This is a genomic window from Spirosoma pomorum (assembly GCF_054776615.1).
In genome coordinates, this window is the sequence record NZ_BAAHBP010000024.1 from 1 (window position 1) to 26,699 (window position 26,699).

The following is a 26,699-nucleotide window of genomic DNA, read 5'->3' on the forward strand; positions in this document are numbered from 1 at the left end:
TGCCACCTAAGATTTTGCGAAAGCGGGCGACAGAGCCGATCTCAGACGAGGTCGGCTCTTCGCGTTTATATGGTATATAATAAGGAAAGTCCTAAAAGACTGACTGCACTTCTGCACTTTGCTTCAGAGAAACCTTTTCCGCGAACTGTTCTTCGAGCAAGCTTGCCCAGGTGTTCATGTACGTAATAACATCTTCGCGTACGTTGTGCCGTAAATGACGTTTTTCTAATGGTAGGCGTTGAAGCACAGTTCGGTCATCGAGCTTCTCCAAGTGCTTTAAATCTTCAATTTGGAGGCCAGCTGCAATCATTTCGTTAATGATTACGTCAATTGGCATCTGGCTGGTAGGACAGTAATCATCTAGTTGCCTGTTCCAGTCGCCATATCGCTCCATAGCATAGCGATGTATTTGGTTCTTATCCAGTTTCGTTAGCTCCTGCGCTAAATTACCGCAATTACAGCCTCCCATGTGTCCCCACTGGTAAGAAACTCCATGTTTAAGATTACGCGCTGTCTGGCGAAGCGCTTCGATAAGCATCGGTGTTGGACGCGCCATAGCTTTCTTGATGAATTGGTTTACTTAAAGCTAACAAAATTTGGGGCTAGAAAGCTGCAATTTGATTATAAAAAAAACCCGCTCTGAGCGGGCTTTTTGTTATTTGACGAGTTCTACTTTGACAAGCTCCATTAGATCTTTATCGTTGACTTGCTTACGGATGTCAGCCATGTCCAGGAATCGTGCGTAGATTATGTCAAGAGCTGGTTTATCGTATTGAAAGCCTAATAGCTCTAATCGATGGCGCAGGGCATGGCGACCACTACGAGCGGTTAGGACGATAGATGATTCAGGAACGCCAACGTCTTGTGGGTTCATGATTTCATAATTCTCCGAGTGTTTCAGGAAGCCGTCCTGATGGATACCCGACGAGTGAGCAAAAGCGTTACGTCCAACAATCGCTTTATTAGCCTGAACGGGCATGCGCATCAGCTCTGACACCAACTGGCTAACCGGGAAAAGGCGAGTTGAATCGATATTAGTGTAAAGGCCAAGCTCTTTACGGACTTTCAGGGCCATTACAACCTCTTCTAACGACGTATTTCCTGCACGCTCGCCGATACCGTTCATCGTCACTTCCACTTGTCTAGCGCCGTTCATGACGCCTGATAAGGTATTAGCCGTTGCTAAACCTAAATCATTATGGCAGTGGATCGAAATCGTTGCCTGATGTACATTTGATACGTGCTCGTAGATGTAAGCAATCTTTTTACCGTATTCGTCGGGTAAGCAATAGCCGGTTGTGTCGGGAATATTGACAACGGTAGCCCCAGCTTTGATTACCGCTTCCGTTAGCTGAGCCAGGAAAGCAAGGTCGGCACGACCAGCATCTTCAGCGTAAAATTCAACATCCTCAACGTATGTTTTCGCATGCTTCACAGCAGCTACAGCTTGCTCGACAATTTTCTCGCGGGTACTGTTAAATTTATTCCGGATGTGAATGTCCGAAGAGCCGATACCCGTATGGATACGTCCCCGCTTGGCCCATTTCAATGCTTCACCAGCTGCATCAATATCACCCTTAACGGCACGGCTTAGCGCACAGACAGTCGGTTCGGTAACAGCTTTTGAAATCTCGACAACAGAACGGAAATCTCCGGGGCTCGAAATTGGGAAACCAGCTTCAATTACATCAACACCCATTTGCTCCAGCTCTTTGGCAACGATGACCTTTTCATCAGTAGTAAGCTGGCAGCCGGGAACTTGCTCGCCGTCCCGCAGAGTGGTGTCGAAAATATAGACTCGTTGGCTCATATCCGGTTTGTATTGAAATGTTTACAAGTTTACAGACTTTCAAGCAAAAAGCCCTTTCTGGGGAGAAAGGGCTTTTTAAGCATCATATAACTTTCTCCGTCTTACAAAACGATTAGCTTGGGCAGTCGATTGATAAGAATGAAGGTTATCATCAGATTTTGCGAAATTTCGCTGATTGCGTAAATGCGCTACAAAAGTAGCTAATTGTCTGAAATTTGCAAGCAGTCAATATTTTTTTAGCAAGTGTAAGCTGCTTCTGAATCAAGCGTTTAAACGCTGGAGAATTTGCTCTCCCATATCCGATGTTCCTAATACCTTTTCGGAATCTGTGGTGGCATCAGCAATATCGCGCGTCCGATAACCAGCTTTCAGCACGGCGTCAACAGCGTCAATAACGGTTTGCGATTCTTCTTTCAAGCCAAAAGAAATATCGAGCAGCAAAGCAACCGATAGAACTGAGGCTAATGGGTTAGCTACACCTTTGCCTGTAATGTCGTGAGCAGAACCGTGAATTGGTTCGTAAACGCCCGTTTTATCGCCTACGGAAGCTGATGCTAGCATGCCCATCGAACCGGCAATCTGGCTTGCTTCGTCCGTCAAGATATCGCCAAAGAGGTTGCCCGTTACGACAACGTCAAATCGCTTAGGATCTTTGATGAGTAACATGGCCGCTGCATCGATAAACTGGTGCTCGACCGTTACGTCCGGATATTCGGGAGCCAGCGCCTGTACTACTTCGCGCCACAGCCGACTACTTTCCAGTACATTGGCCTTGTCCACTGAACACAGTTTTTTGCTACGGGTACGAGCGGCTTCAAACGCTTTACGAACGATACGTTCTACTTCATATTTACTGTAAATCATCGTATCGTAAGCCGTGTTTCCGTCTTCAATACGTTCGCGCTTGCCAAAATAAACGTCACCCGTCAACTCTCGGAAGAACAGAATATCAGCACCCCGTAAAATTTCTGGCTTAATACTCGACGCTTCAAGGAGTTCGTCGAAGAGTTTGATAGGACGCAAGTTTGCGTACAAACCTAGTTCTTTCCGCATTTTCAGCAACCCTTGTTCAGGCCGTACCTTGGCAGACGGGTCATTGTCGTATTTAGGGTGACCAACGGCTCCAAACAGTACTGCGTCGGCAGCCTGCATCTTGTGCAAAGTCTCATCGGGAAGGGGTGAGCCAGTAGCTTCGATGGCAACGTGGCCGATGAGTGCTTCATCGTACGTGAATTCGTGGCCAAACTTCTGGGCGATTGTTTCCAGAACTTGCTTACCTACCGCGGTAACTTCGGCGCCAATACCATCGCCGGGAACAACAAGGATGTGTTTTTTCATATAAAGGGGGAAAGGGAGGAGAAGGAAAAAAGAGACAAAGGAGTAGGAATATTGTCATAGCTATTCCTTTTCTCCTTCTACGGCGAACCGTTCCCTTTCTTCCTTTCCTCCCTATTCTAAAGTATTCAACATTTTCTGGGTGGCCTTAATAGCTGATACAGTCTGATCCGAGTCGAGGCCCCGTGTTTTAAATTCGTAATTCTGGTGCTTCCAGGTAATGATGGTTTCGCAGAGGGCGTCGGTGTGGCCACCCGTTGGAATCCGCACGGCATAGTCAGTCAAAAGAGGAAGCGTCATTTTCTTTTTGCCGTAAATTTTCTTAAGGGCATTCATAAACGCATCGTACTGACCATCACCCTGGGCGTTTTCTTCAAAGTGTTCGTCGTCGATACGTACCCGCAGGGTTGCCGAGGGTTTGAGATCCTTAGAGTGCGTTAGAACGTAATTAAGCACTTCCACCCGCGACACAAGCGTGTTCGTATTCAATACGTCGGAGATGATATACGGCAGATCTTCACGCGTAACCATTTCCTTCAGATCACCAAGTTCGATTACGCGCTGCGTAACTTTCTTCAGATCACTTTCCGATAACTGAATCCCTAATTCACGCAGGTTATTTTCAATGTTGGCCTTGCCTGACGTTTTGCCCAGTGCGTAGCTTCGCTTCCGGCCGAAACGCTCGGGCAGCAGCGTATTGAAATACAGATTGTTTTTCTTGTCACCGTCGGCATGAATACCGGCCGTCTGCGTAAAGACGTTATCGCCCACCACAGGCCTATTATCCGGAATTCGCAACCCGGAGAACGTTTCGACCAGTTTACTGACCTGGTACAACGATTTCTCGACCACGCCCGTTTTAACGTCCGGCATGAAATCACGTAACACGGCGATGGCACTGGCCATAGGGGCGTTACCAGCGCGCTCGCCCAGCCCATTCACGGTCAGGTGCAGGCCGTGTGCTCCGGCCCGGATAGCCTCCATGACGTTGGCAATGCTCAGGTCGTAGTCATTGTGCGCGTGAAAGTCAATATGCAGACTGGGATACCGATTGACAATTGCGTGAATGAATTGATACGTATCGGCAGGGGTCAACACACCTAGCGTATCAGGAAGAAGTACCCGACTAATGGGCTGTGTGCTAAGAAAGTCCAGAAACTGGTAGACGTAGTCTGGCGAGGTATGCATCCCGTTGCTCCAGTCTTCCAGGTAGACGTTAGCCTGCAAATTATGCTGTTGCGCTTTGACGAGCAACTCCTGAATGTCGGCAAAATGCTCTTCCGGCGTCTTCTTAAGCTGATACGTCAGGTGATTAATCGAACCTTTAGTGAGTAGGTTCATCACCTTGGCACCCGAGGCTAATACCCAGTCGATCGAAGCCTGCCCGTCGACAAAGGTTAGTACCTCTATCTTCTGTAAATAGCCTGCGCCTTCGGCCCAGCGAGTGATCTGCTGCACCGCTTCTAATTCTCCCGCCGATACACGCGCAGAAGCAACCTCCACCCGATCTACCTTCACCTCGGTTAGCAGCGACTGCGCCAGGGCTAGTTTCTCAGATGCGGAAAACGACACTCCGCTGGTTTGTTCACCATCGCGCAGCGTCGTATCCATGATCTCAATGTAACGACGTTTCATGTCTAAAGAGCGAGAGAGTGAATGAGCGAAAGAGCGAAAGGAGGTCTAGCGGAAAATAATACAACCGCATTAGTCACTCTTTCACTCTTTCGTCCTTTCGCTCTTTAAAATGGTCTCGTATCGGCGAAGGATTCGATTTCGGTCTTCATCGATAAGAGATAATCGATGTCGTCGAAGCCGTTCATGAGGTTGTTCTTCTTGTAGCCATTGATGTTGAAGCTCTCGCTCTCGCCAGTGGCCAGCAGAGTAATGGTTTGTTCGGGGAGGTTTACTTCCAGCTCCGTGTTCGGATCGGCATTGATAGCCGCGAAGATTTTGTCCGCGAACTCCGGACTTACCTTCACGGGCAGAATGCCAATGTTCAGCGAGTTGTTCTGGAATATGTCAGCGAAGAAACTGGATACGACGCAACGGAAACCATAGTCATAAATCGCCCAGGCTGCGTGTTCGCGGCTGGAGCCGCTGCCGAAATTTTTACCCCCTACCAGAATTTTACCGCTGTAGGTCGGATTGTTCAGAACGAAATCCGCTTTGGGCGTATCATCGTTGTTGTACCGCCAGTCGCGGAAGAGGTTATCGCCGAAACCTTTACGCTCGGTTGCTTTCAGAAAGCGAGCGGGGATAATCTGGTCCGTATCGACGTTCTCAATCGGCATTGGAACGGCCGTGCTGCGGAGTATAGTGAATTTATCGTAGGCCATTGGAAAAGGTCATTTGCTAGTTATTCTGCTGTGATCGCTACACTACTGGTATAACGATCACAGCAGAATAAGGCGTTAAATCAATTGTCTTGGATCAGTAACAACACCCGTTACGGCAGCCGCAGCGGCAACTAATGGGCTAGCCAGCAGCGTGCGGGCTCCGGGTCCCTGGCGCCCTTCAAAATTGCGGTTCGAGGTCGAGACAGCGTATTTGCCAGCCGGTATCTTATCTTCGTTCATGGCTAGACAGGCCGAGCAACCAGGTTGACGGAGTTGAAAACCGGCTTGCATCAGCACATCGAGAATACCTTCTTCCTGAATCTGCTTTTCGACAATGTGCGAACCCGGAACGAGCCAGGCCGTTACGTTATCAGCTTTCTGACGACCTTTTACAATCGACGCAAACGCCCGGAAATCTTCAATCCGGCCATTGGTGCAACTGCCGAGGAAGACGAAGTCGACCGGTTTTCCAATCATACTTTCGTTTTCGGAGAAGCCCATGTACTGCAACGATTTCTTGTAGCTGGCAGCTCCGTCCTTGACGGCATCGGCTTGTGGAATGTGCTGGGTTACGCCGGTTCCCAAACCTGGGTTCGTACCGTACGTAATCTGTGGTTCGATGTCCGCAGCGTTATAGGTCAGATCAACGTCGAACGTAGCGCCTTCATCGGTTTTCAACGATTCCCAATAGGGAACCAACTTGTCCCACTGCTCGCCTTTAGGGGCTAGCTCGCGACCGTTCAGATAGTTGAGCGTCGTCTGGTCAGGGGCAATCATACCACCCCGGGCGCCCATTTCGATACTCATATTACAGACCGTCATCCGGCCTTCCATACTCATGTTTTCAAACACATCACCCGCGTATTCGACGAAATAGCCGGTAGCACCACTGGCTGAGATCTGCGCGATGATGTACAGAATTACGTCTTTCGGCAACACGGCTTTGCTTAACGTGCCGTTAACCGTAATCCGCATTTTCTTCGGCTTCGGTTGCATGATGCATTGCGTTGCCAGCACCATTTCAACCTCCGATGTACCAATTCCAAACGCAATAGCACCAAAAGCGCCATGCGTCGATGTGTGAGAGTCTCCGCAGACGATGGTCATACCGGGCAGGGTAATGCCGTTTTCCGGTCCTACTACGTGTACGATACCGTTCTTAATATGCCCCAGGCCCCAGTGGGAAATGCCGTATTTCGTTGCGTTACGTTCCAGCGCAGCCAATTGATTTGCTGACAGCGGATCAGCGACGGGCAAATGCTGGTTCATGGTCGGCGTATTATGGTCGGCGGTAGCAAACGTCCGGCCGGAATACATGACCGGTACATGCCGGCTTTCCAAACCTAGAAATGCTACCGGGCTGGTTACTTCGTGAATGAAATGCCGGTCAATAAACAACACGTCAGGACCATCCTCTACGTGCCGGACAACATGGGCATCCCATACTTTATCGAATAAGGTCTTTGGGGAACTCATATGATTTGCGATTTATGACACAAAGTTGGCAAAGTACAATTAATACCACATCTCGCCATTCGTCCAGTAAATAGCGATTTTAGTTCAAAAGACTCTTGAGAGTTTAAAACTACATCTGAGGTTTGCCGAGTAAAGCCAATGCGCTTGATAATGTAAGGAATGAATCAGCCGCTGAGATAAAAGAACAGTCTATTGATCAGATAGGCTTAGATTGGCCCGACTGCCTGTTTGGGGGTAAACCCGTAGTGGCTCTTATACGCTTTAATGAAGTGAGATACACTTTCGTAGCCAATCTCCATGCTTACTTCCGATACGTTCTTATCCGTATTACGGAGCAGAAAATGCGCGTGTTCGAGCCGTTTCCGGCGAATCCAGTTTCCGGGGGACGTATGAAAATAATCCTCAAAGTCGCGCTTAAAGGCCGAGAGGCTCCTGCCTGATAGACGCGCCAGCTCATTCATCGATAAAGGCTTAAGAAAATAAGCACTCATCAGATAATCCAAGTCAATTTTTTGCCCCTGGTAAATGTGCAGCAGGATAGCCCGGAGCTGACTGGCCGAATCTAGTTCCAGCAAATGCAGTAGCAGCTCCTGAAACTTGAGTTGCAGCAGTTCGTTCAGGAACGGTGTCGGCGAGTTGAAATACGGTAGTAACGAATCGATAAAGGTTGTAAACGTTGGCGATGCCGAGAAAGACAAAATCAGGTCGGCGGGGGGCGTTGGCGCTGGCCTCTGAAAAATAGCTAGATGCTGACTGACGAACTCCTTCAGCAAACGCTCGTTAAAGAAGAAAACAAGGCTTCGGTAGTTATTATCGATGGATTCGTTCATCGAGTAACAACCGCGCTGGAAAAACAGGATGTCACCCTTGTGAACGTGCAGTTCCTGCGTGGGGGAACTGAACTTCTTTTCACCTTTCAGGACGACAATAACGGCGTGTTCCTCAAAAAATATTTCGTTCCGTTCGGGGTAGACATCGCTCCGATAGGCCACGAACGTCATCTCCGACGCATCCGTCCGGCGGATGCTGAGCGACTGAAACTGGTTGGGCTCGATGGAGGACGGAACACGAAGCATACCGGCTGAATCCCTTCACAAGACGACTGGTTTGTGAAGGACGACTCTTATTGGGGTTTATGGCGTTTAAATCAGAAACTGGAACAGGTCTGGCTGGTCATTCAGGTATTCGTACACAATGCTCTGGGCATCCATCCGCCGGATGAGCGGCTCAAAATCTTCCCGGTTTTTCAACTCAATACCGACAACAGCTGGCCCTGTTTCGCGGTTTGTTTTCTTGGTGTACTCAAAACGGGCGATGTCGTCATTAGGCCCCAGTACGTTCAGGAAATCGCGGAAGGCGCCCGAGCGTTGCGGAAAGCGGATAATGAAGTAGTGTTTGAGGCCTTCGTACAGCAGCGAACGCTCTTTTATTTCCTCCGTCCGGGTGATATCATTGTTTCCCCCGCTAACCAGGCAAACAACGTTTTTTCCTTTGATCTCGTCCTTGATAAGATCCAGGGCAGCAATTGTCAGCGCTCCAGCAGGCTCGGCTACAATAGCATCCTCGTCGTACAGTTTGAGAATCGTCGTGCAGACTTTTCCCTCAGGAATAAGCAGGACCCGGTCAAGATTTTGGCGGCAGACTTCAAACGTAATATCGCCGATTCGTTTGACCGCAGCTCCATCAACGAACTTGTCAATTTTATCGAGGGCGACGACCTGCCCTTCGTCCAGCGAGGATTTCATGGAAGGCGCGCCAAGCGGTTCAACGCCAATCAGCTTTGTTTTAGGGCTGAGTTGCTTGAATACGGTAGAAACACCAGCTGCCAGCCCGCCCCCGCCGATAGCCATGAGCAGGTAATCAATTTTACCGCTGGCGTCTTTAAATATTTCTAGCCCAACCGTTCCCTGGCCTTCGATTACCTGTAAATCATCGAATGGGTGAACAAAGGTGCTGTCGTGAAGCTGACCGAACTCGATGGCCGCGTGAAAGGCGTCGTCGAATGTATCGCCGGTCAGGATAACATCAATGAATTCCTTGCCGAAGAGCTTTACCTGCTTAACCTTCTGGCTGGGCGTAGTTGAGGGCATAAAAATGGTACCGTGAACGGCCATTTTTCGGCAGGCGTACGCAACACCCTGCGCGTGGTTACCCGCACTGGCGCAAACGACGCCTTTCTCCAGCGCTTCGGCGGGTAAACTCGCCATTTTATTGTAGGCTCCGCGGATCTTGTACGACCGAACGATCTGTAAATCTTCCCGTTTGATGTACACATTCGCGTTGTAGCGATCAGACAGGTTGAGGTTTTCCTGGAGGGGTGTCCGAACGGCTACGCCCTGTAACCGCTCGGCGGCCAGGTAAATGTTATCGAGATCGGGGACAAGCCCTATTTTTTCAGTGTCAATCACGGGATAAAGAAGTAAACTCAAAAATACGAAAAGTCAGCGGGCGATACGTAGCCCGGCCGACGCGTCAGTTCTTTCCTGAATAGGTCTTGAGTAACGCATTGGCTTCGTCAGAAGTTAGCTGTGAAACGCAGCCATGCCGAGCTTCGGAAGGAAAATTTACGTCCTCTTCGACTGTCCAGTGAATAAGGTCTGGCGAATACGACGCGCCGAAACGGTTCGTCATGCAGTAATCATATAACAGAAGCCATCCTGGTTTGATGGGGTCTTTCATAATCGTCGGGCCTTCGGTAATGACCGGAACAATCTGCCCTTGATTCAGATGACCGTCGATGATACGGTACGGTCCTTCAAGATTTTTAGCCGTAGCGACGCGGATGGCCCGGCGCTCGCCGGTTTTAGCCCCGAATTCCTCTTCCTTATGAAAAAGATAATAAGTGCCACCCTGTTTCACTAAGGTACCGTCGATAACAGAATAAGAGGGGGCAAAGAGAACTTTAGCCGGTGTGAACGTTTTCCAGTCGCGCGTCCGGCTGTACCACAGCCGGCTTTCTTTCCAGCCAGCATCTTTGAACGAGGAGGACCAGAATAAGACGTAATCACCGGTTTTATCATCGTAAAACCACTCGGGTGCCCAGATATTTCTGGCTAAAGTGCCAGAGTCACTTCGTACGTCTTTCATAAGGGGCAAAGTACCTTCTTCCTGCCAGTGGATTAAGTCCTTGGACGTTACGTACAAACAGCTCGGTCCTACTTTCTCCCGATCAAGCCCCCTGCCGCCACCAGTCGATAGAATTCGCCAGAGGCCATCCGGGCCCCGCCGAACGTACGGATCACGCATATGGTGCTCCCATACGGGTTTGTTATCGTTTAATGGAATCCAGTGTCGACCATCAGTAGAAAGAGCAATGTGAAGCTTGTTGATCAGCATTGGGTCCGAAAGGGGGATCTCAACAACATTGCCTTTTGCATCAATCTCAACGCGGGTCGGGTAGCGCTGTCGAAAATACGTCAGCATCCAGACCGGTTCTCCGTTTTTGATCGTGAACTGTTCAGTTGCAAGCTTGTTAGTAGAAGCCGGTTCTTTACTGGTTTGTGCGAAAGCACTTACGTAGCCAAGCAGTATTGTGAAAAATAACGCGAGTTTCATGAGTATAGCTTTTGCCCGTAGTTAGGAAGAGTCAATGCTGTTTTAAAAGCAATTCTGTTAGCTAGCTTTATGCTGATTTTAGACACAACACTATGATACAGATCGATTTCACAGATAGTCAGGAGCAAGGTTGGGAACAGGTGAGTGAAGGCGTAGAACGGACATTTCTGCGGTCGAAACCAGGCGAAAACAGAGTTCTCATTAAAATTGGGGCAGGAAAAGCGTATCCTCATCACGATCATTTAAGTCCGGACGAAGTATTCGTGGTCGATGGCGTTTACGTTGATCCAGGCGTGGAGAACAGCAAAGAATTTGGGCCGGGATCGTATCTGTATTATCCCGTCGGAACAGAACACAACGCAACGAGTCCAAGCGGCTGTACCATACTGGTCTGGAATGCGGGGAATCCTAAAAAATAACCCATCGTCTGACCCAAAAATTGAACGGGCAGTCATCTGTCTCAAGTGACTGATGACTGCCCGTTGAAGACAATGAACAAGTACTAGCTCCGCTCTGGACGCAGCGAACGAACGGCTTTGCCCGCCTGCCACATTTCAGACTCACGCAGTTCGGCCAGTTCAACTTCCAGTTTCTCACGGTAGTCAGGCTGTGAGTTACGAGTAATGCTGATTTCAGCCTGCTCCTGCGATTTTACCGAGTTATACAGTTGCTCGAATACAGGTTTGGTCGCGTCGCGGAAAGGCTTCCACCAATCGAGTGCTCCCCGCTGTGCCGTGGTCGAGCAGTTTGCGTACATCCAGTCCATACCATTTTCGGCAACCAGTGGCATCAGCGACTGCGTCAGTTCTTCAACCGTTTCGTTGAATGCTTCCGATGGGCTGTGACCATTGGCACGTAACACTTCGTATTGAGCCGCGAAGATCCCCTGAATAGCACCCATCAGCGTACCGCGTTCGCCGGTCAGGTCGGAGGTTACTTCTTTGTAGAAATCTGTTTCGAACAAGTAGCCCGATCCTACGCCGATACCCATAGCGATAGCTTTGGTGCGTGCGTTGCCCGATGCATCCTGATAAACAGCGAAGCTCGAGTTCAGACCCTTCCCTTCGACGAACATCCGGCGCAGCGACGTACCCGATCCTTTTGGCGCAACGAGGAATACGTCAACGTCGGCGGGAGGAATGATACCCGTTTTCTCTTTGTAAGTCACACCAAAACCGTGCGAGAAGTACAACGACTTACCAGGTTTCAGGGCTGCTTTAACCGTTGGCCACAGTTCGATTTGAGCGGCATCGGAGAGCAGAAAGCAGATGATAGTACCTTTTTCCAGCGCTTCTTCAATTTCAAAAAGCGTTTCGCCTGGAACCCAGCCATCAGCTACAGCTTTGTCGTAGGTTTTGCCTTTCCGCTGACCAACAATGACATTGAAACCATTGTCGCGCATGTTCAACGACTGGCCGGGGCCCTGTACACCGTAACCGATAACGGCGATGGTTTCATTGGCCAGCACTTCGCGGGCTTTCTCCAGTGGGAACTCATCCCGGGTAACAACTTGCTCTTCTACTCCTCCGAAATTAATCGTTGCCATGTGTAATTGATTTTGGGTACTCGTATTTGGGGTAATGCGTTACAGATAATAAGCCCATTCAGCTTCGGGCAGGTACTCAACCAGTCCCTTCTCCGTCTTGCCAACGGCAACCCGACCGGAGCGGACAAACTCCAGGATCTCGTGTTGCTTCAGGTATTCGAAGAAACCGAAAATGTCGTCTTCGTTACCGGTTTTCTCAATCACTACGTAATCAAGACCCCAGTACACCACCCAGGCTTTGTACTGCTTGTTGATCGTTTCTACGTCCAGTGACTTAGCGCCCAGCGGGGTGGCTATCTTAAAAAGAGCGATTTCGTTGTAGACGATTTCGTCATTGAGATAGCCGAAAACCGCCATCACTTCCACGATCTTCCGAATCTGGCGAACCAATTTCTCAACGTCCTCCCGCGATTCGTTCTTGATAACAATCGTGAAGCGTGATACCCCTTTTCGCTCGGTTTCCGATACGGTGAGGCTTTCGATGTTGAGCCGCCGACGGGTAAAAATGATCGTAATGCGATTTAGCAGCCCGATCGTGTTCTGGGTAAATATGCAGATTGTGTAGGTGGTCATGACAGTCGGATCTGGGATACGGTGGCGCCTGCCGGTACCATGGGAAATACGTTTTCTTCTTTTTCAACGATAACTTCCAGCAGGAATGGGCCATCGTGCGCCAGCATAGTATCCAGAGCACCCGCCAAGTTTTCCCGACCGTCACAGGTCATTCCGTCCATGCCGAAGCCTCGAGCAATGGTGATGAAATCAGGATTCTGCAGCTCAACGAACGAATACCGGCGATCATGGAAAAGCTGTTGCCACTGCCGCACCATACCCAGGAAGTTGTTGTTCAGAATAATGATCTTGACGGGCTGTTTATTTTGAACGATCGTGCCCAATTCCTGAATAGTCATCTGGAAACAGCCATCGCCGATAATCGCCACCACATCGCGATCGGGAGCGCCAACTTTGGCGCCAAACGCTGCGGGCAAGGCAAAGCCCATCGTGCCCATACCGCCCGACGTAACGAGGCTATTGGGCCGGTGGAACTGATAATACCGGGACGCCATCATCTGGTGCTGACCAACGTCGGTAACCAGAATAGCTTCGCCGTTCGTTTTCAGCGAAAGCGTATCAATAACCTCCGCCATCCGGATCTTACCTTCGGGGTTTGTCAGTGCGGGTAACGTAATCGTGTCGTACTCGATGGTGTCGAACTTCCGGAACTCATTCCGCCAGACAGTATGATCGTTGGCGTAAACGAGCGGTAACAAAGCTTTCAGTGCTTCTTTCGCGTCACCCACGACCGGCGCGTCAGCCCGGATAATTTTGTCGATCTCGGACGGGTCAATTTCGATGTGAACGACCTTAGCCTGTTTGATATAACGGCTGGCATCGCCTGTAACCCGGTCATCGAAACGCATACCGATCGCAATGATCACATCGGCTTCGTCGGTCATTACGTTAGTGCCGTAATTACCGTGCATACCCAGCCAGCCGACATAGAGCGGATGGTCGGTTGAAATGGTGGACTGCCCCAGTAACGTAGTTGCCACGGGAATGCCCGTTTTCTCTGCAAAGGCAATCAGTTCGTTTTCAGCATGCGCAATTTGCACTCCGTGCCCGGCGAAGATGTATGGCCGTTTAGCGTTGTTAATCAGGCGAGCCGCTGCTTCAATCTGCTCCTTTTTAGGTATCAGACGAGGCCGGTAACTAACGAGGGACTGGCAGCAGTCGTACTCGAATGGCTTCGTCATCAACTCCAGCTGGGCACTCTTGGTAATGTCGATCAACACTGGACCCGGCCGGCCAGACTTGGCGATATAAAACGCTTTTGAAATGATTTCCGGAACCTCGTCAGCAGACGTGATCTGGTAATTCCATTTCGTAATAGGCATGGTTACACCCATGATATCGGCTTCCTGAAACGCGTCAGTACCCAGTAACCTTTTTGCTACCTGACCAACCAGGCAGACGATGGGTGTTGAATCGATCAGGGCATCGGCAATACCCGTTACCAAGTTAGTGGCACCAGGTCCCGACGTAGCAAGACATACCCCAACCCGTCCGGAGACGCGGGCATAGCCCTCAGCCGCGTGGGAAGCGCCCTGCTCGTGCCGAACCAGAATGTGATTAAGCCGGTCCTGGTAGTCGTAGAGCGCATCATAAACCGGCATGATGGCCCCACCAGGGTAACCGAAAATAGTATCAACCCCTTCGGCCAGAAGCGCTTTCATAAGCGCCTGAGAGCCGTTGATTAAGACTGGAGTCTGGATTGTCTCCTGAGTGTCTGTGGTTACACTGGCGATTGCTTCCATAACAGTTGGAGTTGGTTGTAAAGCGTTCAGTTTGTTGTTTATAACGTCAATGAATTAGTCTTCGTCCGTAACGCAGCCTTCGCTGGCTGATTTTACGCTCCGGATATATTTACCGAGAACGCCTTTAGTGAAACGAGGTTTGGGTTGTACCCACTCGCTACGCCGTTGCTCCAGTTCCTCGTCAGAAATGTGCAGGGTCATTTCCCGGCCAACGGCGTCAATAGTAATCAAATCGCCGTCTTTAACCAGGGCGATCGGTCCACCTTCGAACGCTTCCGGCGTTACGTGCCCAACGACGAATCCGTGCGTACCGCCCGAGAATCGGCCGTCGGTGATCAGAGCTACTTTATCGCCCAGACCGGCCCCAATGATGGCGGAGGTTGGTTTCAGCATTTCGCTCATACCCGGCCCACCCTTTGGTCCCGCATTACGGATAACAATAACTTGACCCGGAAGAATTTCACCTTTGGACAAAGCTTCGATAACTTCTCCTTCGTGTTCGCAAACTTTGGCAGGTCCTTCGAAGCGTTCGCCTTCTTTACCCGTGATTTTTGCAACCGAACCGGTTGGCGACAGATTGCCGCGCAGAATTTGAATATGACCCGTTTTCTTGATTGGGTTGGTCAGCGGAAAAACGATTGACTGGTTGTCGAAGTCGAGTGTAGCAACTTCGTCCAGATTCTCAGCTACCGTTTTACCGGTTACGGTCAGACAATCGCCATGAATCATACCCTGTTCGTACAGGTATTTCATCACGGCAGGAACGCCACCAATGGCCAGCATGTCTTCCATGTAGTATTTACCACTTGGTTTTAGATCGGCCAGGAGCGGTGTGCGGTCGCTGATTTCCTGAATGTCATCGAGCGTCAGCGGAATGCCAGCTGCGCGCGAGATGGCCAGGTAGTGCAGGACAGCGTTGGTTGAGCCGCCCAGTGCCATGACGATCGTCAGTGCGTTTTCTAATGACTTCCGGGTAATGATGTCAGCTGGCGTAATGTTACGTTCCAGCAACAGGCGCATGGCGGCACCAATCTTCTTGCATTCTTCCTGCTTGCCTTCGTGCGTGGCGGGGTAGGTGCTGCTTAGTGGTAGGCTCAGCCCCAGTGCTTCGATGCTGCTGGCCATCGTGTTGGCCGTGTACATACCTCCGCAGGCACCGGGACCAGGGATGGCGTTCTGAACGACGCCGTTAAAATCTTCGTCGGAAATGTTACCGGCGTACCGCTTTCCAAGTGCTTCAAAAGCCGAAACGATATCGAGCTTCTGCCCTTTATAATGCCCCGACCGGATTGTACCTCCGTACACCATGATACCGGGACGCTCAAGACGCGCCATGGCCATGATAGCACCAGGCATATTTTTGTCGCAACCAACTACCGTCACAACTCCATCGTACCACTGAGCCGCGACAACTGATTCAATCGAGTCGGCAATCAAATCCCGGCTGGGTAGTGAGTAACGCATGCCATCATTACCATTCGTCATGCCGTCAGAAACCCCAATGGTATTAAAAATAAGCCCCACCAGATCGTTCGCCTGAATCCCTTGCTTTACGTAAACAGACAGCCCATTTAAGTGCATGTTACACGGATTCCCTTCGTAGCCAGTGCTCGCAATGCCAATCTGTGGTTTTTTTAGATCTTCCGTTGTCAGGCCTATACCATAGAGCATAGCCTGAGCAGCTGGGTTGCTTACTTCCTGGGTTAGCGTGGCGCTGTATCTGTTGAGTTGCGTGCTTTTCTCCTCGGCAATCATATTTTCTTTATTAGCGAAATTTCGCTGATAGTGTAATGACGCTGTAAATAAACATGGAGTTCCCGGACGAAGCAAGCATTTTTTGAAAAATTTGTCGGAAAAACGGTCTCTACTAGGGAGGAGAAAGCGAACGGTGGGGTTTACGCGCCTTCGCGAAACTATACGTACTTTTGCCACATCTACTGACAACGTTGACCCAACTATGATAACAGAGACCGCTTCGCACTATGATCATTTAGAGCAAATGCCCGTTCGCGAGCTGCTTACCTCTATTAATAATGAAGACAAAAGCGTTCCACTAGCCGTGGAGAAAGCGATTCCTCAGATAGAAGCCTTGGTAACGGAAGTCGTTGTCCGGATGCAGCAGGGGGGACGTTTATTCTACATCGGTGCTGGTACCAGCGGTCGGCTGGGCGTAGTCGATGCATCCGAATGCCCACCAACGTACGGTGTACCCTTTGACCTGGTGGTCGGGATCATTGCCGGTGGTGACGGAGCTATCCGGAAAGCGGTTGAGTTTGCAGAGGACGACGCAGAACAGGCTTGGAAAGATATGGCTCCGTACGAGCCAACCGAATTGGATACCGTGATTGGTATTGCGGCTTCTGGTCGAACGCCCTACGTAATTGGTGGGCTAAATCAGGCGCGGGCGGCCGGATTGCTGACGGGCTGTGTTGTTTGTAATCCGGGTTCGGCTGTAGCCCAGGCGGCAGAGTTTCCGGTGGAGGTCGTTACCGGGCCGGAGTTTGTAACGGGTAGCACCCGGATGAAGGCGGGGACAGCGCAGAAGCTGGTGCTGAACATGATTTCAACGTCGGTTATGATTCAGCTTGGTAAGGTAAAAGGAAACAAGATGGTTGATATGCAGCTGACGAATATCAAACTTCAGGACCGGGCCGCCAAGATGGTTATGAGCGAAATCAATGTAAGTCGCGAAATGGCTGAGGAACTGCTGGCTAAATACGGAAACGTACGTAATGCTGTCGACGGCTTCACCAACGAGAGACGGTCGTAGTCGAGAAGAAGGAATAAGCTAAATTCTAAACCGGGAGAACGGTCTGGGCTGCCGGACCTGGGCGCAGCTTGTTAAGGCCTGAGCCGTTTCAGTCAGGCACTTGATCTGAGAGTAGCAACCAAAGTCTGGCGTAGCCTTTACCGGTAGAGCTGGCTGGCCGCTTTGATCAACAACCTGATGCCAGCCAACGTGTTGTGCATCCGGGAAATGCTGAAACGTGTAGTCATGTAACCGCTTGAACCACTTCAAGCAGTCTGGATTGGACGTTTGCACGTATCCTTTTGCCAAGGCCGAAAGGGCTTCCATCTGAACCCAGGCCCATTTATAATCATGGCTGATCCGTACGAGTGGCTGGTTTTTGAAGTCAACGTACGAATGTAACCCGCCGGAAGATTCATCCCAGGCTTGCTCACAGATGTGTAAACACCAACCTACTGCTTGCATTACTAGTTTGCGGTTGGCGGCAACCGACTGGAATTCCGTTTTACCCAGATCCAGTAAATAACCTGCCGTCTGACAGATGAGGCCAACGCTCAACTGACGTCCCTCTGGGGTATTGATGAACCCGCCATCAGACAAAACGTAGTTGCGTAACGTGTCTGTTCGCCGGTCCAGAAACTCATGCATCAGGACGTCAAGGACATGCTTAACGTCTTCTTTCCAGATATCCTCGGCTAGTAACGGCTGCATGTCGAGCGTGACCTTTACTTGAGCCACCGCTTCCTCCAGGCGTTTACCATGCCGAAATGAACCCAAGTCCGACTCAGAAGCAGCAAGTTGCCAACGGTGTCGTAAGCGGGTGTATACTTGTTTGGCCAACATAGCCCATTCATCCTCACCAGTGGCTCGGTACAACTGCGTATAGGCCATCACTGTAAAACAGTCTGGTAACCCGTCGTTAGCAGGCGCAACTGGTCGGCCCCGCCGATCTACCTCAGCGTAACAAGTCAGCGTCTGACTATGGGCGAACTGGCTCAGAAAGTTAACCCCGTGCCGGGCGTGGTTTAGCCAGTCGGGACGAGCATCAAACGTGTTGTAAAGCCAGGCAAAAGCCCATGTCTGCTGGGCCTGTAACGTAACGAATTTGTCGCCTTCGATCACTTCGCCAGTTGCGGTCAACAGATCGAAATAACCTCCACAGAGTTCATCACGGCTATGCTGCAACCCAAACGGAACTACCTGACGTAACAACGCCTGCTGGTATTCGGCTGAGAGTTTGGGGAAGTCGAGCATAGATACAAACATAAAAACGCGGATTCAGACCGCTACTATTCAAAACGAATCACTTCGCTCAGACTTGTAGTTATTCTGAATCCGCGTTTCTGAATTCGATTAATAGACGCGCTCGGTTTCGCGCTGTTCCTTCCGATAGGAGGAGTCCTCGTCGGGAAGGATGAATTTCATCGGCTTGCCTACCTGGCCAGGAAGAAGCGCAGCTTCTAATACCTGATCGACGGTATCAACGTAATGAAAAGACAGGTTTTTGATATACGCTTGGTTGATCTCTTCGATATCTTTCCGATTCTTAGAGCATAGAACGATTTCCCGAATACCTGCCCGATTAGCCGCCAGAATCTTTTCTTTGATACCACCCACGGGCAGTACTTTACCCCGTAGCGTGATCTCACCCGTCATAGCCATGTAAGGTTTGACCTTGCGCTGTGTGAAAATAGACGCCATCGACGTCAGCATTGTGATACCGGCGGATGGGCCATCTTTGGGCACAGCTCCGGCCGGGATGTGAATATGCAAATCGTAATGGCCAAAAATTCGATAATCGATGCCCAGATCATCAGCATGCGCTTTCAGAAAGGACAAAGCCGTAACTGCCGATTCTTTCATGACATCGCCGAGCTGCCCAGACAGGGTCAGCACACCTTTGCCGCGGCTGAGGCTTGATTCGATTAGCAGAATTTCTCCGCCGACCTGCGTCCAGGCTAGTCCGGTAACAATACCGGCAATGTCGTCATCGGCGTAGAGTTCCTTGTCGAAAATCTCTGCCCCCAGCATTTTCGGAACATCGGTCGCTTTGATGGTATGGTTGTACTCCTCCTCCATAGCAATGGATTTGGCTACTTTCCGAATCATGGTACCGATTTTCTGCTCCAGGTTCCGAACGCCTGATTCGCGTGTGTATCCTTCAATAATTCGCAGAACCGCCTTGTCTTCTAGCTGAAGATCTTTGGTTTTCAAACCGTGGTCTCTCCGTTGCTTCGGGATCAGGTACTTTTTGCTGATTTGGACCTTCTCCTCAACCGTATAACCCGTAATGTCAATGATCTCCATCCGGTCGCGCAGGGCGGGGTGGATGGTATCAAGCGAGTTGGCTGTGGCAATGAACAACACCCGCGACAGATCGAACTCGGTTTCGAGGTAATTGTCCATGAACGTCGAGTTCTGCTCGGGATCCAAAACTTCGAGCAGCGCCGACGACGGATCGCCCCGGAAATCGGAACTTACCTTATCAATCTCATCCAGAATAAACACCGGATTGGCAGTGCCGCATTTCCGAATGTTCTGAATGATTTTTCCTGGCATAGCGCCAATGTACGTTTTACGGTGCCCCCGAATTTCGGCTTCGTCATGAACACCACCCAGCGCCATCCGGCTGTATTTGCGGCCCAATGCTTTCGCTATGGATTTTCCCAGCGACGTTTTCCCAACTCCCGGAGGTCCATACAGGCATAGGATCGGCGCTTTCATGTCGTTTTTCAACTTCAGAACGGCCAAGTACTCGATGATACGTTCCTTTACTTTTTCTAATCCGAAATGGTCAGCATCCAGAATCTTCTGAGCGCGTTTCAAATCGAAGTTATCTTTGGTGTATTCGTTCCAGGGCAGATCGACCATCAGTTCGATGTAGTTCATCGTGACCGGGTATTCTGGTGCCATTGGGTTAATCCGTTGCAGTTTATTCAGCTCCTTGTCAAAATGAGCCCGTACTTCCGGCGACCATTTTTTACGGTCGGCTTTCATACGTAGTTCATCAAGATCACGGTCGGGTGCATCAATGCCCAACTCGTCCTGAAGCACCTTCATCTGCTGCCGCAGGTAGTAGTCGCGTTGCTGCTGATCGAGATCGGACGAGGCCTTTGACTGAATTTCCCGTTTCAGCTCCAGCAATTGCACTTCGCGAAGCATGTACTCCAACAGCAGCGTTGCCTGTTGGCTACCGTCAACCGTTTCCAGCAAGCGTTGCTTATCGGCTACATCAGCGCTGAGGTTCGACGACAGGAAGTGCAGCAGAAACGTCGGACTTTCGATATTGTCGAGTGCAATCCGGGCTTCCTGTGGTATTTCGGGGTTCAGACGTAACGTTTTATAAGCCGCATCCTTTAACGACTGCAACAGCGCTTTTCCTTCTTTCTTGTTGACATTCGGGAAAACATCGTCAATCTGCCGCACCTGCGCCGTCAAGTAAGGCTCTTCTTGACTAATTTGCTCAATCTCGAACCGCTTTTTCCCCTGAATAATAATCGTAATGTTCCCATCGGGCAACGTAATCATCTTGATGATATACGCCACTGTACCAAACCGGTATAAATCATCCGCGGTGGGCTCATCTTTCTGCTGATTCAGTTGAGCCACAACACCGATAATCCGATTTCCTTTGTACGCTTTCTTTACCAACCGAATCGATTTGGCACGCCCAACCGTAACGGGAATAACCATGCCGGGAAACAGCACTGTATTTCGAACCGGCAGAATAGGCAGGTTGGCTGGTAACTCGTAATCTTCATCTATACCCTCCGGCGATCCCAATGGGACAATCTCCAGATTGTCCGAATCGAAATCTGCCAGTAACAAACGGGTCGCTAAATCTCTATCTAAACTCATAAGAACACTGTCAAACTGACAGCTTTCAAGTCATTGTGGGAATTAAATCTATTGAAGGGCAAGGAGATACATCAGGGGCAAGACCCATGCCAGTCTTGTTAAGTAGGCCGTAAAGTGAGTCTTGTTGTAGTTAATACAAAATAACGATTCCCATCAGGTTATGACTAAATAAATTTATTATTTAGAGCGAAATGGCCTGAATAGGCTGATTCTTTCGAAACACAAACGTCTTCTTCTGACCCTTGTATTGAATATTAACCATGTTGACTTGGTCGTCAAAAACCTCCATCAATATGTTTTGCCGCATCACCCCGCCCTGAAAGGCCTCATCGTATGGCATCTCTAAATAGAGCCAGTTTGCGTCGTCCTCTACCTCATGACCAACGTAGGTGAATGGCTTCGCCTGGCGCTGTGGATTCAGATACGTAAAATGCGCTCGAATGTATTTCTCCAGCAGGGGATCATTTTTCGCTTTTACCGACAGATCTACTGGTTTGCCTACCTCTTTTGCTAAAGTTTTTTCTAAATCGTCGGTGAAGATGCGGATGCTTATTTCAAACGCCTTTTCCTGCGGATTATACTGCATCTGCGTGACGCTGGCATGAAAGTCATGAAGCGTCAGCGGCCGACTGCTTATTAAGCAACCGGCCACCGCTAAAAGAACAAATGAGAAAGCCCTGAATTTTATCAACTTAAAAAACAGCTTTGAATACGTCGTTGAAAATTGCGAAAGCCATCAGACCCAGCAAGATAACCATACCCACACGCTGGGCTCCCTCCAGAAAACGGTCGGATGGCTTACGTCCCGAGATGATTTCATAGCCCAGAATAGTGGCGTGACCACCGTCCAGCGCGGGAATTGGCAGCGCGTTCATAAATGCCAGTGCCATCGATAGCAGACCCGTTACAGTCCAGAAGCGATCCCAGACCCAAATACCGCCGAACAGATTCTGCGCAATACCAATCGGGCCGCTCAGGGCTTTCGAAGCCGATACTTCTCCCCGGAAGATTTTACCGAATCCTTTGATGTTGTCGTAAACGACGCTGAACGCTTTTTCTGTGCCAATGGAGAGCGCCTGCCCAAAGGTGTAATCCTCTTTAGTAACAGGAAGCAGGAATTCGGCGTAGAAACCGATCGTACCGTCTTCGGTCGTCGTCAGATTTAACGTTTTAGATTGGCCGTTCCGATTGACGCCCAACGTAATAGGCTTGTTCTTCAGGGGCTTTACCAGATCAACAAACTCATGGTAGAAGCGAACTGGCTTTCCATTGACGCTGGTAATCATGTCACCAGCTTCCAGACCAGCTTTATCCGCCGGCTGACCCGGTGCCACCTCCCGAACCTTGAAGGGTTCGATGGGATCGATGAACTGCCCTACGCTTTTCTTGTCGGCCAGCTTGTCGATAAAGTCATTAGGAATATCGATATCGATCAGCTTGCCATTCCGCTCAACAGTGTACGTACTGTTGTCGCCCAGAATGACATCGGAGCCCCGTATTTCGTTAAAATCCGTAATGGTTCTGCCGTTCACCTTGACAATTTTATCACCGGTTTGCAGACCAATGCTTTTGGCCAGATCATAGGCAACAATACCGTATTTAGCGTCTTTCGCGGCCAGATACGTATTCCCGTTTTTGTAAGACAGAACAACAAAAATCAAAATTCCGACAATGACGTTGACGATAATACCGCCAAGCATAACGATAAGCCGCTGCCAGGCTGGTTTCGCCCGGAATTCGTACGGAAGCGGTTCGGTATTGGTATGGGACGTATCGAGTGATTCGTCGATCATTCCCGAAATCTTAACGAAACCACCAAGCGGGATGGCTCCCACGCCGTACTCCGTTTCTCCGCGTTTGATACTCCATATTTTCGGCGGGAAGCCGATGTAATATTGTTCAACCCGCATGCCGAATGCCTTGGCTGCCAGTAAGTGCCCTAACTCGTGTAATCCAACCAGAATAGACAGCCCCAAAATGAGCTGTCCGGCCATAACTAAAACTTCCATTTACTACTGAACAATGATATGCGCGGTTAAGCGAATGAATAAATGCACGAATGCCGGGTTATTTTGATCGGCGGTTAAACAGCCTAAGGACAAAGAAACCAAGTGCCAAACCGATAATAAACCAAACCCAGTAGTCCACGTGCTTAAAAACGTTAAGAATGTTCCCTCTTGTACAAACAGTTATACCAAACTTTTAATTCGCTCAGTAGCAAGTAACCGAGTTGCCTCGTCGGTGCCTACGTAATCGTCATAAGACGGTGCTTGAATAAACGGAACCGAATGTAAGCAAGTCTCAATAATTTCGGAAATATCAAGGAAGCCAATCTGGTCGTGCAGGAAGGCATCGACCGCTATTTCGTTGGCAGCATTGATAATACAAGGGGCATTTCCGCCCTGCGCCAACGCATCGAACGCCAGTTGCAGGTTGCGGAAGGTTTTCAAATCCGGCTGCTCGAACGTAAGGGATGGATAGTCCAGGAAATTAAAGCGTGGGAAGTCAGAATGTAGTCGATTGGGGTAACCCAGTGCAAACTGAATGGGTAACCGCATATCGGGTAGACCCATCTGCGCTTTTAAACTACCGTCCTCAAACTGAACCAGCGAATGAATAATACTCTGAGGGTGAACAATCACGTCAATCTGCTCAGGCGTGAGACCAAAGAGCCATTTGGCTTCGATCACTTCCAACCCTTTGTTCATCAGGGTGGCCGAGTCAATGGTTATTTTGGCGCCCATTGTCCAGTTGGGATGCTTGAGTGCTTGCGCTTTCGTTACGTTTGCCAGAAACTCCTGCGATTTTCCACGGAACGGACCACCCGAAGCCGTCAGAATGATCTTTTCAATTGGGTTATGAAACTCACCAACCAGACACTGGAATATAGCTGAATGCTCTGAGTCAACCGGAAAAATGTTGACGCCTTTCTGGGCTGCCAGTTGCGTAATTAGCTCCCCGGCCACTACGAGCGTCTCTTTGTTAGCGAGCGCAATAGCTTTGCCCGCTTCAATGGCTTTGATCGTCGGTAGTAGACCCGCGTAGCCAACCATAGCTGTCAGGACGATGTCGATGGTATCCATCTGCACGACCGAGGCAATGGCGTTAATACCAGAGTAGACTTTAATCCCCAGTGGGTCCAGCGCCGAAAAAACCTGGTCGTAGCGGTCGGTGTTGCAAATAACAACTACGTTCGGCTTTAGTTCAACAGCCTGCTGGATAAGCAGTTCGGCGTTGTTGTTTGTTGTCAGGACCTCAACCTGAAACTGGTCGGGATGGGCTTTTATCACCTCGATGGCCTGTGTTCCGATGGAACCGGTCGAACCGAGGATAGCGATATGGCGTTTTTTTATTTCAGTCATTTAAGTTTGGTGCGCAGGTACTGAATATGCTGGTAATAAGGAGAGTCAAGAGCTTCTGCAAGAGCTCCGTCTTCATAATCCACACTGTCAATCATATGGATCAGCGCTTCTTTTAATTTAGTGAGGCTATAGCGGCTGGTTTGATAAACCAGTTCTTTATCGACTCCTCTGTAATCATGCGCTAAATAGTTACGCATACCAGCCATTTGCTGCCATGCAATATCAGAATAGATATGTTTAAGCTCTTTGTCAATCTTTTTAGACTCTTCTCCAACGACTAATAGTAAGCCCCAAGTAGCATTAAAATTCAGCTGGTCGTTTGCCAAAGCAAACTCTGTTGCGTCGTTGAAACCGTCACTATATAAGAAAATCTTTTCGATACACTCGAGTAGTGTACAGATGTACGTAAGATTACGGTTGCTAAACATAGATTACATCCTTGCGCATGTAGTAGCTTATGAAAGGGTTCATGACTTTATCGTTTACCAGATCCAGCTTCCGTCCCAGGTTTCTTCTTAATACTCGATAAAGACGTTCGCGAGTAGGCAGGTCCAAAAAACGGCCATCCTGCAAATGATATACCAGGTCAATGTCGCTCTTTTCATTCTGCTCATTACGAGCGAAGCTACCATATAGTCCAATCCGTTCGACGCCAAACTCGGTCCGTAATCGTTCCCGGTTGGCACGTAACGTTTCCAGAATAAAGTCGCGAGTAACGGCGGTTGCTTTCATTGATTAAATAGATGCGTTAACCTCCAACAGCCCCTCAGCAATATTGCGATCATTGGCCAGGCGGGGGACTTTATTCTGGCCACCCAGCTTGCCCTGTGATTTCATGTACCGCTGGAATGACCCCCGGGGGAGACTGGTCAACTTCAACGGCTGCAAAATAGAACCCGTGATTAGGTCGTCGTAATAAACGTTTAGCTTCGTCAGGCGTTCGTCAAGTTGCTTTGCGAACGTTGCTACGTCGTTTGGGGGCGTAGCGAATTCGATCAGCCACTCGTGATAGGGTAACCCTTCCCTTGGACTCACCATTGGTGCGACCGTAAACTCAACGACTTCTGTTTCCGGATGTTGCTGCATCGCGTATTGCAAGGCCTTTTCCACTTCCTCACCGATCACGTGTTCGCCGAAGGCAGAGATAAAGTGCTTGATACGTCCGGTTACCAGCAGACGATACGGCTCGCGGGAAATGAACTTGACCGTGTCGCCTAACGAATATCCCCATAGTCCCGCGTTATTGTTAATGATCACCGCGTAGTTCTTTCCTAATTCGACTTCGTCAATCGTTAGTCGTCGTGGGTTTTCGGAAAAATATTCATCGGCTGGGATAAACTCAAAAAAAATACCGCTATCCAACAGCAGTAGCAGGCCTTCCTGATCCTGCGTATCCTGAAAAGCGATGAAGCCTTCGGAAGCCGGATACGTTTCAATAGAATCAACCCGTTTGCCAATACTCTCAAATAACTTGGCTCGATACGGTTCAAAATTGACTCCGCCATATACAAAGACCGAAAAATCGGGAAAAACGTCTTTGATCAGCTTGCCGGTACGTTCCTGGATCCGATCGAAATACATCTGCACCCAGGGCGGAATACCCGAAATCAGCGACATGGGCTGCGTCAGCGTTTCGTCGATGATTCGTTCCAGCTTCGTTTCCCAGTCGTCGATGGTATTGGTTTCATAACTGGGGAGTTGGTTCGTGCGCAGATAAGCGGGGACGTGGTGATTAGCAATGCCTGATAATCGGCCAATGTTGATACCTGCTTTCTGCGTTAGTTCGGGACTGCCCGACAGAAAAATTAGCTTCTTATCTAGAAATCCGCTTTTTCCGGTTTGATAGACGTAATTCAATAGCGCATCACGGGCCGAATTGATGTGGTTGGGAATCGAGTCGCGGGTGATGGGAATATACTTGGTGCCCGATGTAGTGCCTGAAGTTTTGGCAAAGTACAGGGGCTTACCCTTCCAGAGAACATTTTCGTCACCAGCCAGGATTCGCTCAACGTATGGTTTGAGGGCTTCATAATCTCGAATGGGTACTGCCTGCCGGAAATCGTCAACCGTCTGAACATCACGAAAATGGTGATCCCGGCCAAAAACAGTCTGCTGCCCCCCGGCAATTAATTGCCGTAGCCAGCGTTGCTGTGTTTGAGCAGGCTCATACATCCAGGTTTGTTGCCGCTCAACAACCCACTTGGCTAATGGCTTACTTACGACCGAACGAATTCCCATAGTGGTACAAAGGTATAAGTTTCGCTGTTAACCCGCACGGAATGGGATTTCGGAGAACCGAGGGCAATTTCATCACAAACCAACTGATTGTCATCTGAAAAATAGGAAGACCTATTCCG

The 26,699-nt window shown here is 49.6% G+C and carries 23 protein-coding genes; 2 read left to right on the plus strand and 21 right to left on the minus strand.

The window, feature by feature from the left end; all coding sequences use genetic code 11:
* Positions 1–91: 91 nt before the first annotated feature.
* The 9 genes from ACYVAD_RS13555 to ACYVAD_RS13595 all read right to left on the minus strand — a co-directional run bounded on the left by ACYVAD_RS13555 (position 92) and on the right by ACYVAD_RS13595 (position 10,512).
* A complete protein-coding gene (locus ACYVAD_RS13555; RefSeq protein ID WP_461140038.1) occupies positions 92–556 on the minus strand; it encodes a hypothetical protein in 465 nt (154 codons plus the stop codon).
* Positions 557–655: 99 nt separating this feature from the next.
* Entirely contained in the window at positions 656–1,810 is a 1,155-nt protein-coding gene (locus ACYVAD_RS13560) for a 2-isopropylmalate synthase (protein WP_461140039.1), read from the minus strand.
* A gap of 261 nt (positions 1,811–2,071) precedes the next feature.
* Positions 2,072–3,148, minus strand: coding sequence for a 3-isopropylmalate dehydrogenase (gene leuB, locus ACYVAD_RS13565; protein WP_461140040.1), 1,077 nt, complete (start codon positions 3,146–3,148; stop codon positions 2,072–2,074).
* A 111-nt stretch (positions 3,149–3,259) separates the two neighbouring features.
* A complete protein-coding gene (locus tag ACYVAD_RS13570) occupies positions 3,260–4,780 on the minus strand; it encodes an alpha-isopropylmalate synthase regulatory domain-containing protein (protein WP_461140041.1) in 1,521 nt (506 codons plus the stop codon).
* Between the two features lie 104 nt (positions 4,781–4,884).
* Complete coding sequence (leuD, locus tag ACYVAD_RS13575) at positions 4,885–5,481, minus strand: 3-isopropylmalate dehydratase small subunit (RefSeq protein ID WP_461140042.1); 597 nt, start codon at positions 5,479–5,481, stop codon at positions 4,885–4,887.
* Positions 5,482–5,556: 75 nt separating this feature from the next.
* Complete coding sequence (leuC, locus tag ACYVAD_RS13580; RefSeq protein WP_461140043.1) at positions 5,557–6,957, minus strand: 3-isopropylmalate dehydratase large subunit; 1,401 nt, start codon at positions 6,955–6,957, stop codon at positions 5,557–5,559.
* A gap of 206 nt (positions 6,958–7,163) precedes the next feature.
* Positions 7,164–8,033, minus strand: coding sequence for a helix-turn-helix transcriptional regulator (locus tag ACYVAD_RS13585; RefSeq protein ID WP_461140044.1), 870 nt, complete (start codon positions 8,031–8,033; stop codon positions 7,164–7,166).
* A gap of 66 nt (positions 8,034–8,099) precedes the next feature.
* Positions 8,100–9,365 carry a threonine ammonia-lyase gene (gene ilvA / locus ACYVAD_RS13590; RefSeq protein ID WP_461140045.1) on the minus strand — a complete coding sequence of 422 codons (1,266 nt, stop codon included), beginning with the start codon at positions 9,363–9,365 and terminating at the stop codon, positions 8,100–8,102.
* A gap of 64 nt (positions 9,366–9,429) precedes the next feature.
* Positions 9,430–10,512: a glycoside hydrolase family 43 protein gene (locus ACYVAD_RS13595; protein ID WP_461140046.1), complete on the minus strand. Its 1,083-nt coding sequence runs from the start codon at positions 10,510–10,512 to the stop codon at positions 9,430–9,432.
* A gap of 92 nt (positions 10,513–10,604) precedes the next feature.
* Between ACYVAD_RS13595 and ACYVAD_RS13600 the strand changes: the two genes are divergently transcribed.
* Positions 10,605–10,931 (plus strand): cupin domain-containing protein, encoded by a 327-nt coding sequence (locus ACYVAD_RS13600; RefSeq protein ID WP_461140047.1) that lies wholly within the window; start codon positions 10,605–10,607, stop codon positions 10,929–10,931.
* A gap of 83 nt (positions 10,932–11,014) precedes the next feature.
* Here the strand turns inward: ACYVAD_RS13600 and ilvC are convergent, their stop codons facing one another.
* Genes ilvC through ilvD form a run of 4 tightly spaced genes read right to left on the minus strand, consistent with a single transcriptional unit; the run spans position 11,015 to position 16,128 of the window.
* The gene (ilvC, locus tag ACYVAD_RS13605) at positions 11,015–12,058 is read right to left on the minus strand and encodes a ketol-acid reductoisomerase (RefSeq protein ID WP_461140048.1); all 1,044 of its coding nucleotides are present in this window, start codon (positions 12,056–12,058) and stop codon (positions 11,015–11,017) included.
* Between the two features lie 39 nt (positions 12,059–12,097).
* The gene (ilvN, locus tag ACYVAD_RS13610; protein ID WP_461140049.1) at positions 12,098–12,631 is read right to left on the minus strand and encodes an acetolactate synthase small subunit; all 534 of its coding nucleotides are present in this window, start codon (positions 12,629–12,631) and stop codon (positions 12,098–12,100) included.
* Positions 12,628–14,373, minus strand: coding sequence for a biosynthetic-type acetolactate synthase large subunit (gene ilvB / locus ACYVAD_RS13615; RefSeq protein ID WP_461140050.1), 1,746 nt, complete (start codon positions 14,371–14,373; stop codon positions 12,628–12,630). Before ilvB ends, ilvN begins: the two co-directional genes overlap by 4 nt.
* A 54-nt stretch (positions 14,374–14,427) precedes the next feature.
* A complete protein-coding gene (gene ilvD, locus ACYVAD_RS13620; RefSeq protein WP_461140051.1) occupies positions 14,428–16,128 on the minus strand; it encodes a dihydroxy-acid dehydratase in 1,701 nt (566 codons plus the stop codon).
* A gap of 202 nt (positions 16,129–16,330) precedes the next feature.
* On the opposite strand from ilvD, the gene murQ reads away from it, so the two are divergent.
* A complete protein-coding gene (gene murQ, locus ACYVAD_RS13625) occupies positions 16,331–17,143 on the plus strand; it encodes an N-acetylmuramic acid 6-phosphate etherase (RefSeq protein WP_461140052.1) in 813 nt (270 codons plus the stop codon).
* An 18-nt stretch (positions 17,144–17,161) separates the two neighbouring features.
* On the opposite strand, the gene ACYVAD_RS13630 is transcribed toward murQ, so the two are convergent.
* The 8 genes from ACYVAD_RS13630 to ACYVAD_RS13665 all read right to left on the minus strand — a co-directional run bounded on the left by ACYVAD_RS13630 (position 17,162) and on the right by ACYVAD_RS13665 (position 26,580).
* The gene (locus ACYVAD_RS13630) at positions 17,162–18,388 is read right to left on the minus strand and encodes an AGE family epimerase/isomerase (RefSeq protein ID WP_461140053.1); all 1,227 of its coding nucleotides are present in this window, start codon (positions 18,386–18,388) and stop codon (positions 17,162–17,164) included.
* 87 nt (positions 18,389–18,475) lie between these two features.
* On the minus strand, positions 18,476–20,980 hold the full coding sequence (lon, locus tag ACYVAD_RS13635) for an endopeptidase La (RefSeq protein ID WP_461140054.1): 2,505 nt from the start codon (positions 20,978–20,980) through the stop codon (positions 18,476–18,478).
* A gap of 181 nt (positions 20,981–21,161) precedes the next feature.
* Complete coding sequence (locus ACYVAD_RS13640; protein ID WP_461140055.1) at positions 21,162–21,632, minus strand: DUF6702 family protein; 471 nt, start codon at positions 21,630–21,632, stop codon at positions 21,162–21,164.
* Between the two features lie 40 nt (positions 21,633–21,672).
* Positions 21,673–22,989 carry an RIP metalloprotease RseP gene (rseP, locus tag ACYVAD_RS13645; RefSeq protein ID WP_461140056.1) on the minus strand — a complete coding sequence of 439 codons (1,317 nt, stop codon included), beginning with the start codon at positions 22,987–22,989 and terminating at the stop codon, positions 21,673–21,675.
* A gap of 180 nt (positions 22,990–23,169) precedes the next feature.
* Positions 23,170–24,342, minus strand: coding sequence for a 1-deoxy-D-xylulose-5-phosphate reductoisomerase (locus ACYVAD_RS13650; RefSeq protein ID WP_461140057.1), 1,173 nt, complete (start codon positions 24,340–24,342; stop codon positions 23,170–23,172).
* Positions 24,339–24,770: a HepT-like ribonuclease domain-containing protein gene (locus tag ACYVAD_RS13655; protein ID WP_461140058.1), complete on the minus strand. Its 432-nt coding sequence runs from the start codon at positions 24,768–24,770 to the stop codon at positions 24,339–24,341. The genes ACYVAD_RS13650 and ACYVAD_RS13655 overlap by 4 nt, the downstream gene beginning before the upstream one ends.
* The gene (locus tag ACYVAD_RS13660; RefSeq protein ID WP_461140059.1) at positions 24,763–25,074 is read right to left on the minus strand and encodes a nucleotidyltransferase family protein; all 312 of its coding nucleotides are present in this window, start codon (positions 25,072–25,074) and stop codon (positions 24,763–24,765) included. The genes ACYVAD_RS13655 and ACYVAD_RS13660 overlap by 8 nt, the downstream gene beginning before the upstream one ends.
* A gap of 3 nt (positions 25,075–25,077) precedes the next feature.
* Entirely contained in the window at positions 25,078–26,580 is a 1,503-nt protein-coding gene (locus ACYVAD_RS13665; protein WP_461140060.1) for a GH3 auxin-responsive promoter family protein, read from the minus strand.
* Positions 26,581–26,699: the final 119 nt, after the last annotated feature.

Coding starts and splice junctions, on each gene's coding strand:
- ACYVAD_RS13555 (WP_461140038.1), bottom strand. CDS start 556: ATGGCGCGTCCAACACCGATGCTTATCGAAGCGCTTCGCCAGACAGCG.
- ACYVAD_RS13560 (WP_461140039.1), bottom strand. CDS start 1,810: ATGAGCCAACGAGTCTATATTTTCGACACCACTCTGCGGGACGGCGAG.
- leuB (WP_461140040.1), bottom strand. CDS start 3,148: ATGAAAAAACACATCCTTGTTGTTCCCGGCGATGGTATTGGCGCCGAA.
- ACYVAD_RS13570 (WP_461140041.1), bottom strand. CDS start 4,780: ATGAAACGTCGTTACATTGAGATCATGGATACGACGCTGCGCGATGGT.
- leuD (WP_461140042.1), bottom strand. CDS start 5,481: ATGGCCTACGATAAATTCACTATACTCCGCAGCACGGCCGTTCCAATG.
- leuC (WP_461140043.1), bottom strand. CDS start 6,957: ATGAGTTCCCCAAAGACCTTATTCGATAAAGTATGGGATGCCCATGTT.
- ACYVAD_RS13585 (WP_461140044.1), bottom strand. CDS start 8,033: ATGCTTCGTGTTCCGTCCTCCATCGAGCCCAACCAGTTTCAGTCGCTC.
- ACYVAD_RS13595 (WP_461140046.1), bottom strand. CDS start 10,512: ATGAAACTCGCGTTATTTTTCACAATACTGCTTGGCTACGTAAGTGCT.
- ACYVAD_RS13600 (WP_461140047.1), top strand. CDS start 10,605: ATGATACAGATCGATTTCACAGATAGTCAGGAGCAAGGTTGGGAACAG.
- ilvC (WP_461140048.1), bottom strand. CDS start 12,058: ATGGCAACGATTAATTTCGGAGGAGTAGAAGAGCAAGTTGTTACCCGG.
- ilvN (WP_461140049.1), bottom strand. CDS start 12,631: ATGACCACCTACACAATCTGCATATTTACCCAGAACACGATCGGGCTG.
- ilvB (WP_461140050.1), bottom strand. CDS start 14,373: ATGGAAGCAATCGCCAGTGTAACCACAGACACTCAGGAGACAATCCAG.
- ilvD (WP_461140051.1), bottom strand. CDS start 16,128: ATGATTGCCGAGGAGAAAAGCACGCAACTCAACAGATACAGCGCCACG.
- murQ (WP_461140052.1), top strand. CDS start 16,331: ATGATAACAGAGACCGCTTCGCACTATGATCATTTAGAGCAAATGCCC.
- ACYVAD_RS13630 (WP_461140053.1), bottom strand. CDS start 18,388: ATGTTTGTATCTATGCTCGACTTCCCCAAACTCTCAGCCGAATACCAG.
- lon (WP_461140054.1), bottom strand. CDS start 20,980: ATGAGTTTAGATAGAGATTTAGCGACCCGTTTGTTACTGGCAGATTTC.
- rseP (WP_461140056.1), bottom strand. CDS start 22,989: ATGGAAGTTTTAGTTATGGCCGGACAGCTCATTTTGGGGCTGTCTATT.
- ACYVAD_RS13650 (WP_461140057.1), bottom strand. CDS start 24,342: ATGACTGAAATAAAAAAACGCCATATCGCTATCCTCGGTTCGACCGGT.
- ACYVAD_RS13655 (WP_461140058.1), bottom strand. CDS start 24,770: ATGTTTAGCAACCGTAATCTTACGTACATCTGTACACTACTCGAGTGT.
- ACYVAD_RS13660 (WP_461140059.1), bottom strand. CDS start 25,074: ATGAAAGCAACCGCCGTTACTCGCGACTTTATTCTGGAAACGTTACGT.
- ACYVAD_RS13665 (WP_461140060.1), bottom strand. CDS start 26,580: ATGGGAATTCGTTCGGTCGTAAGTAAGCCATTAGCCAAGTGGGTTGTT.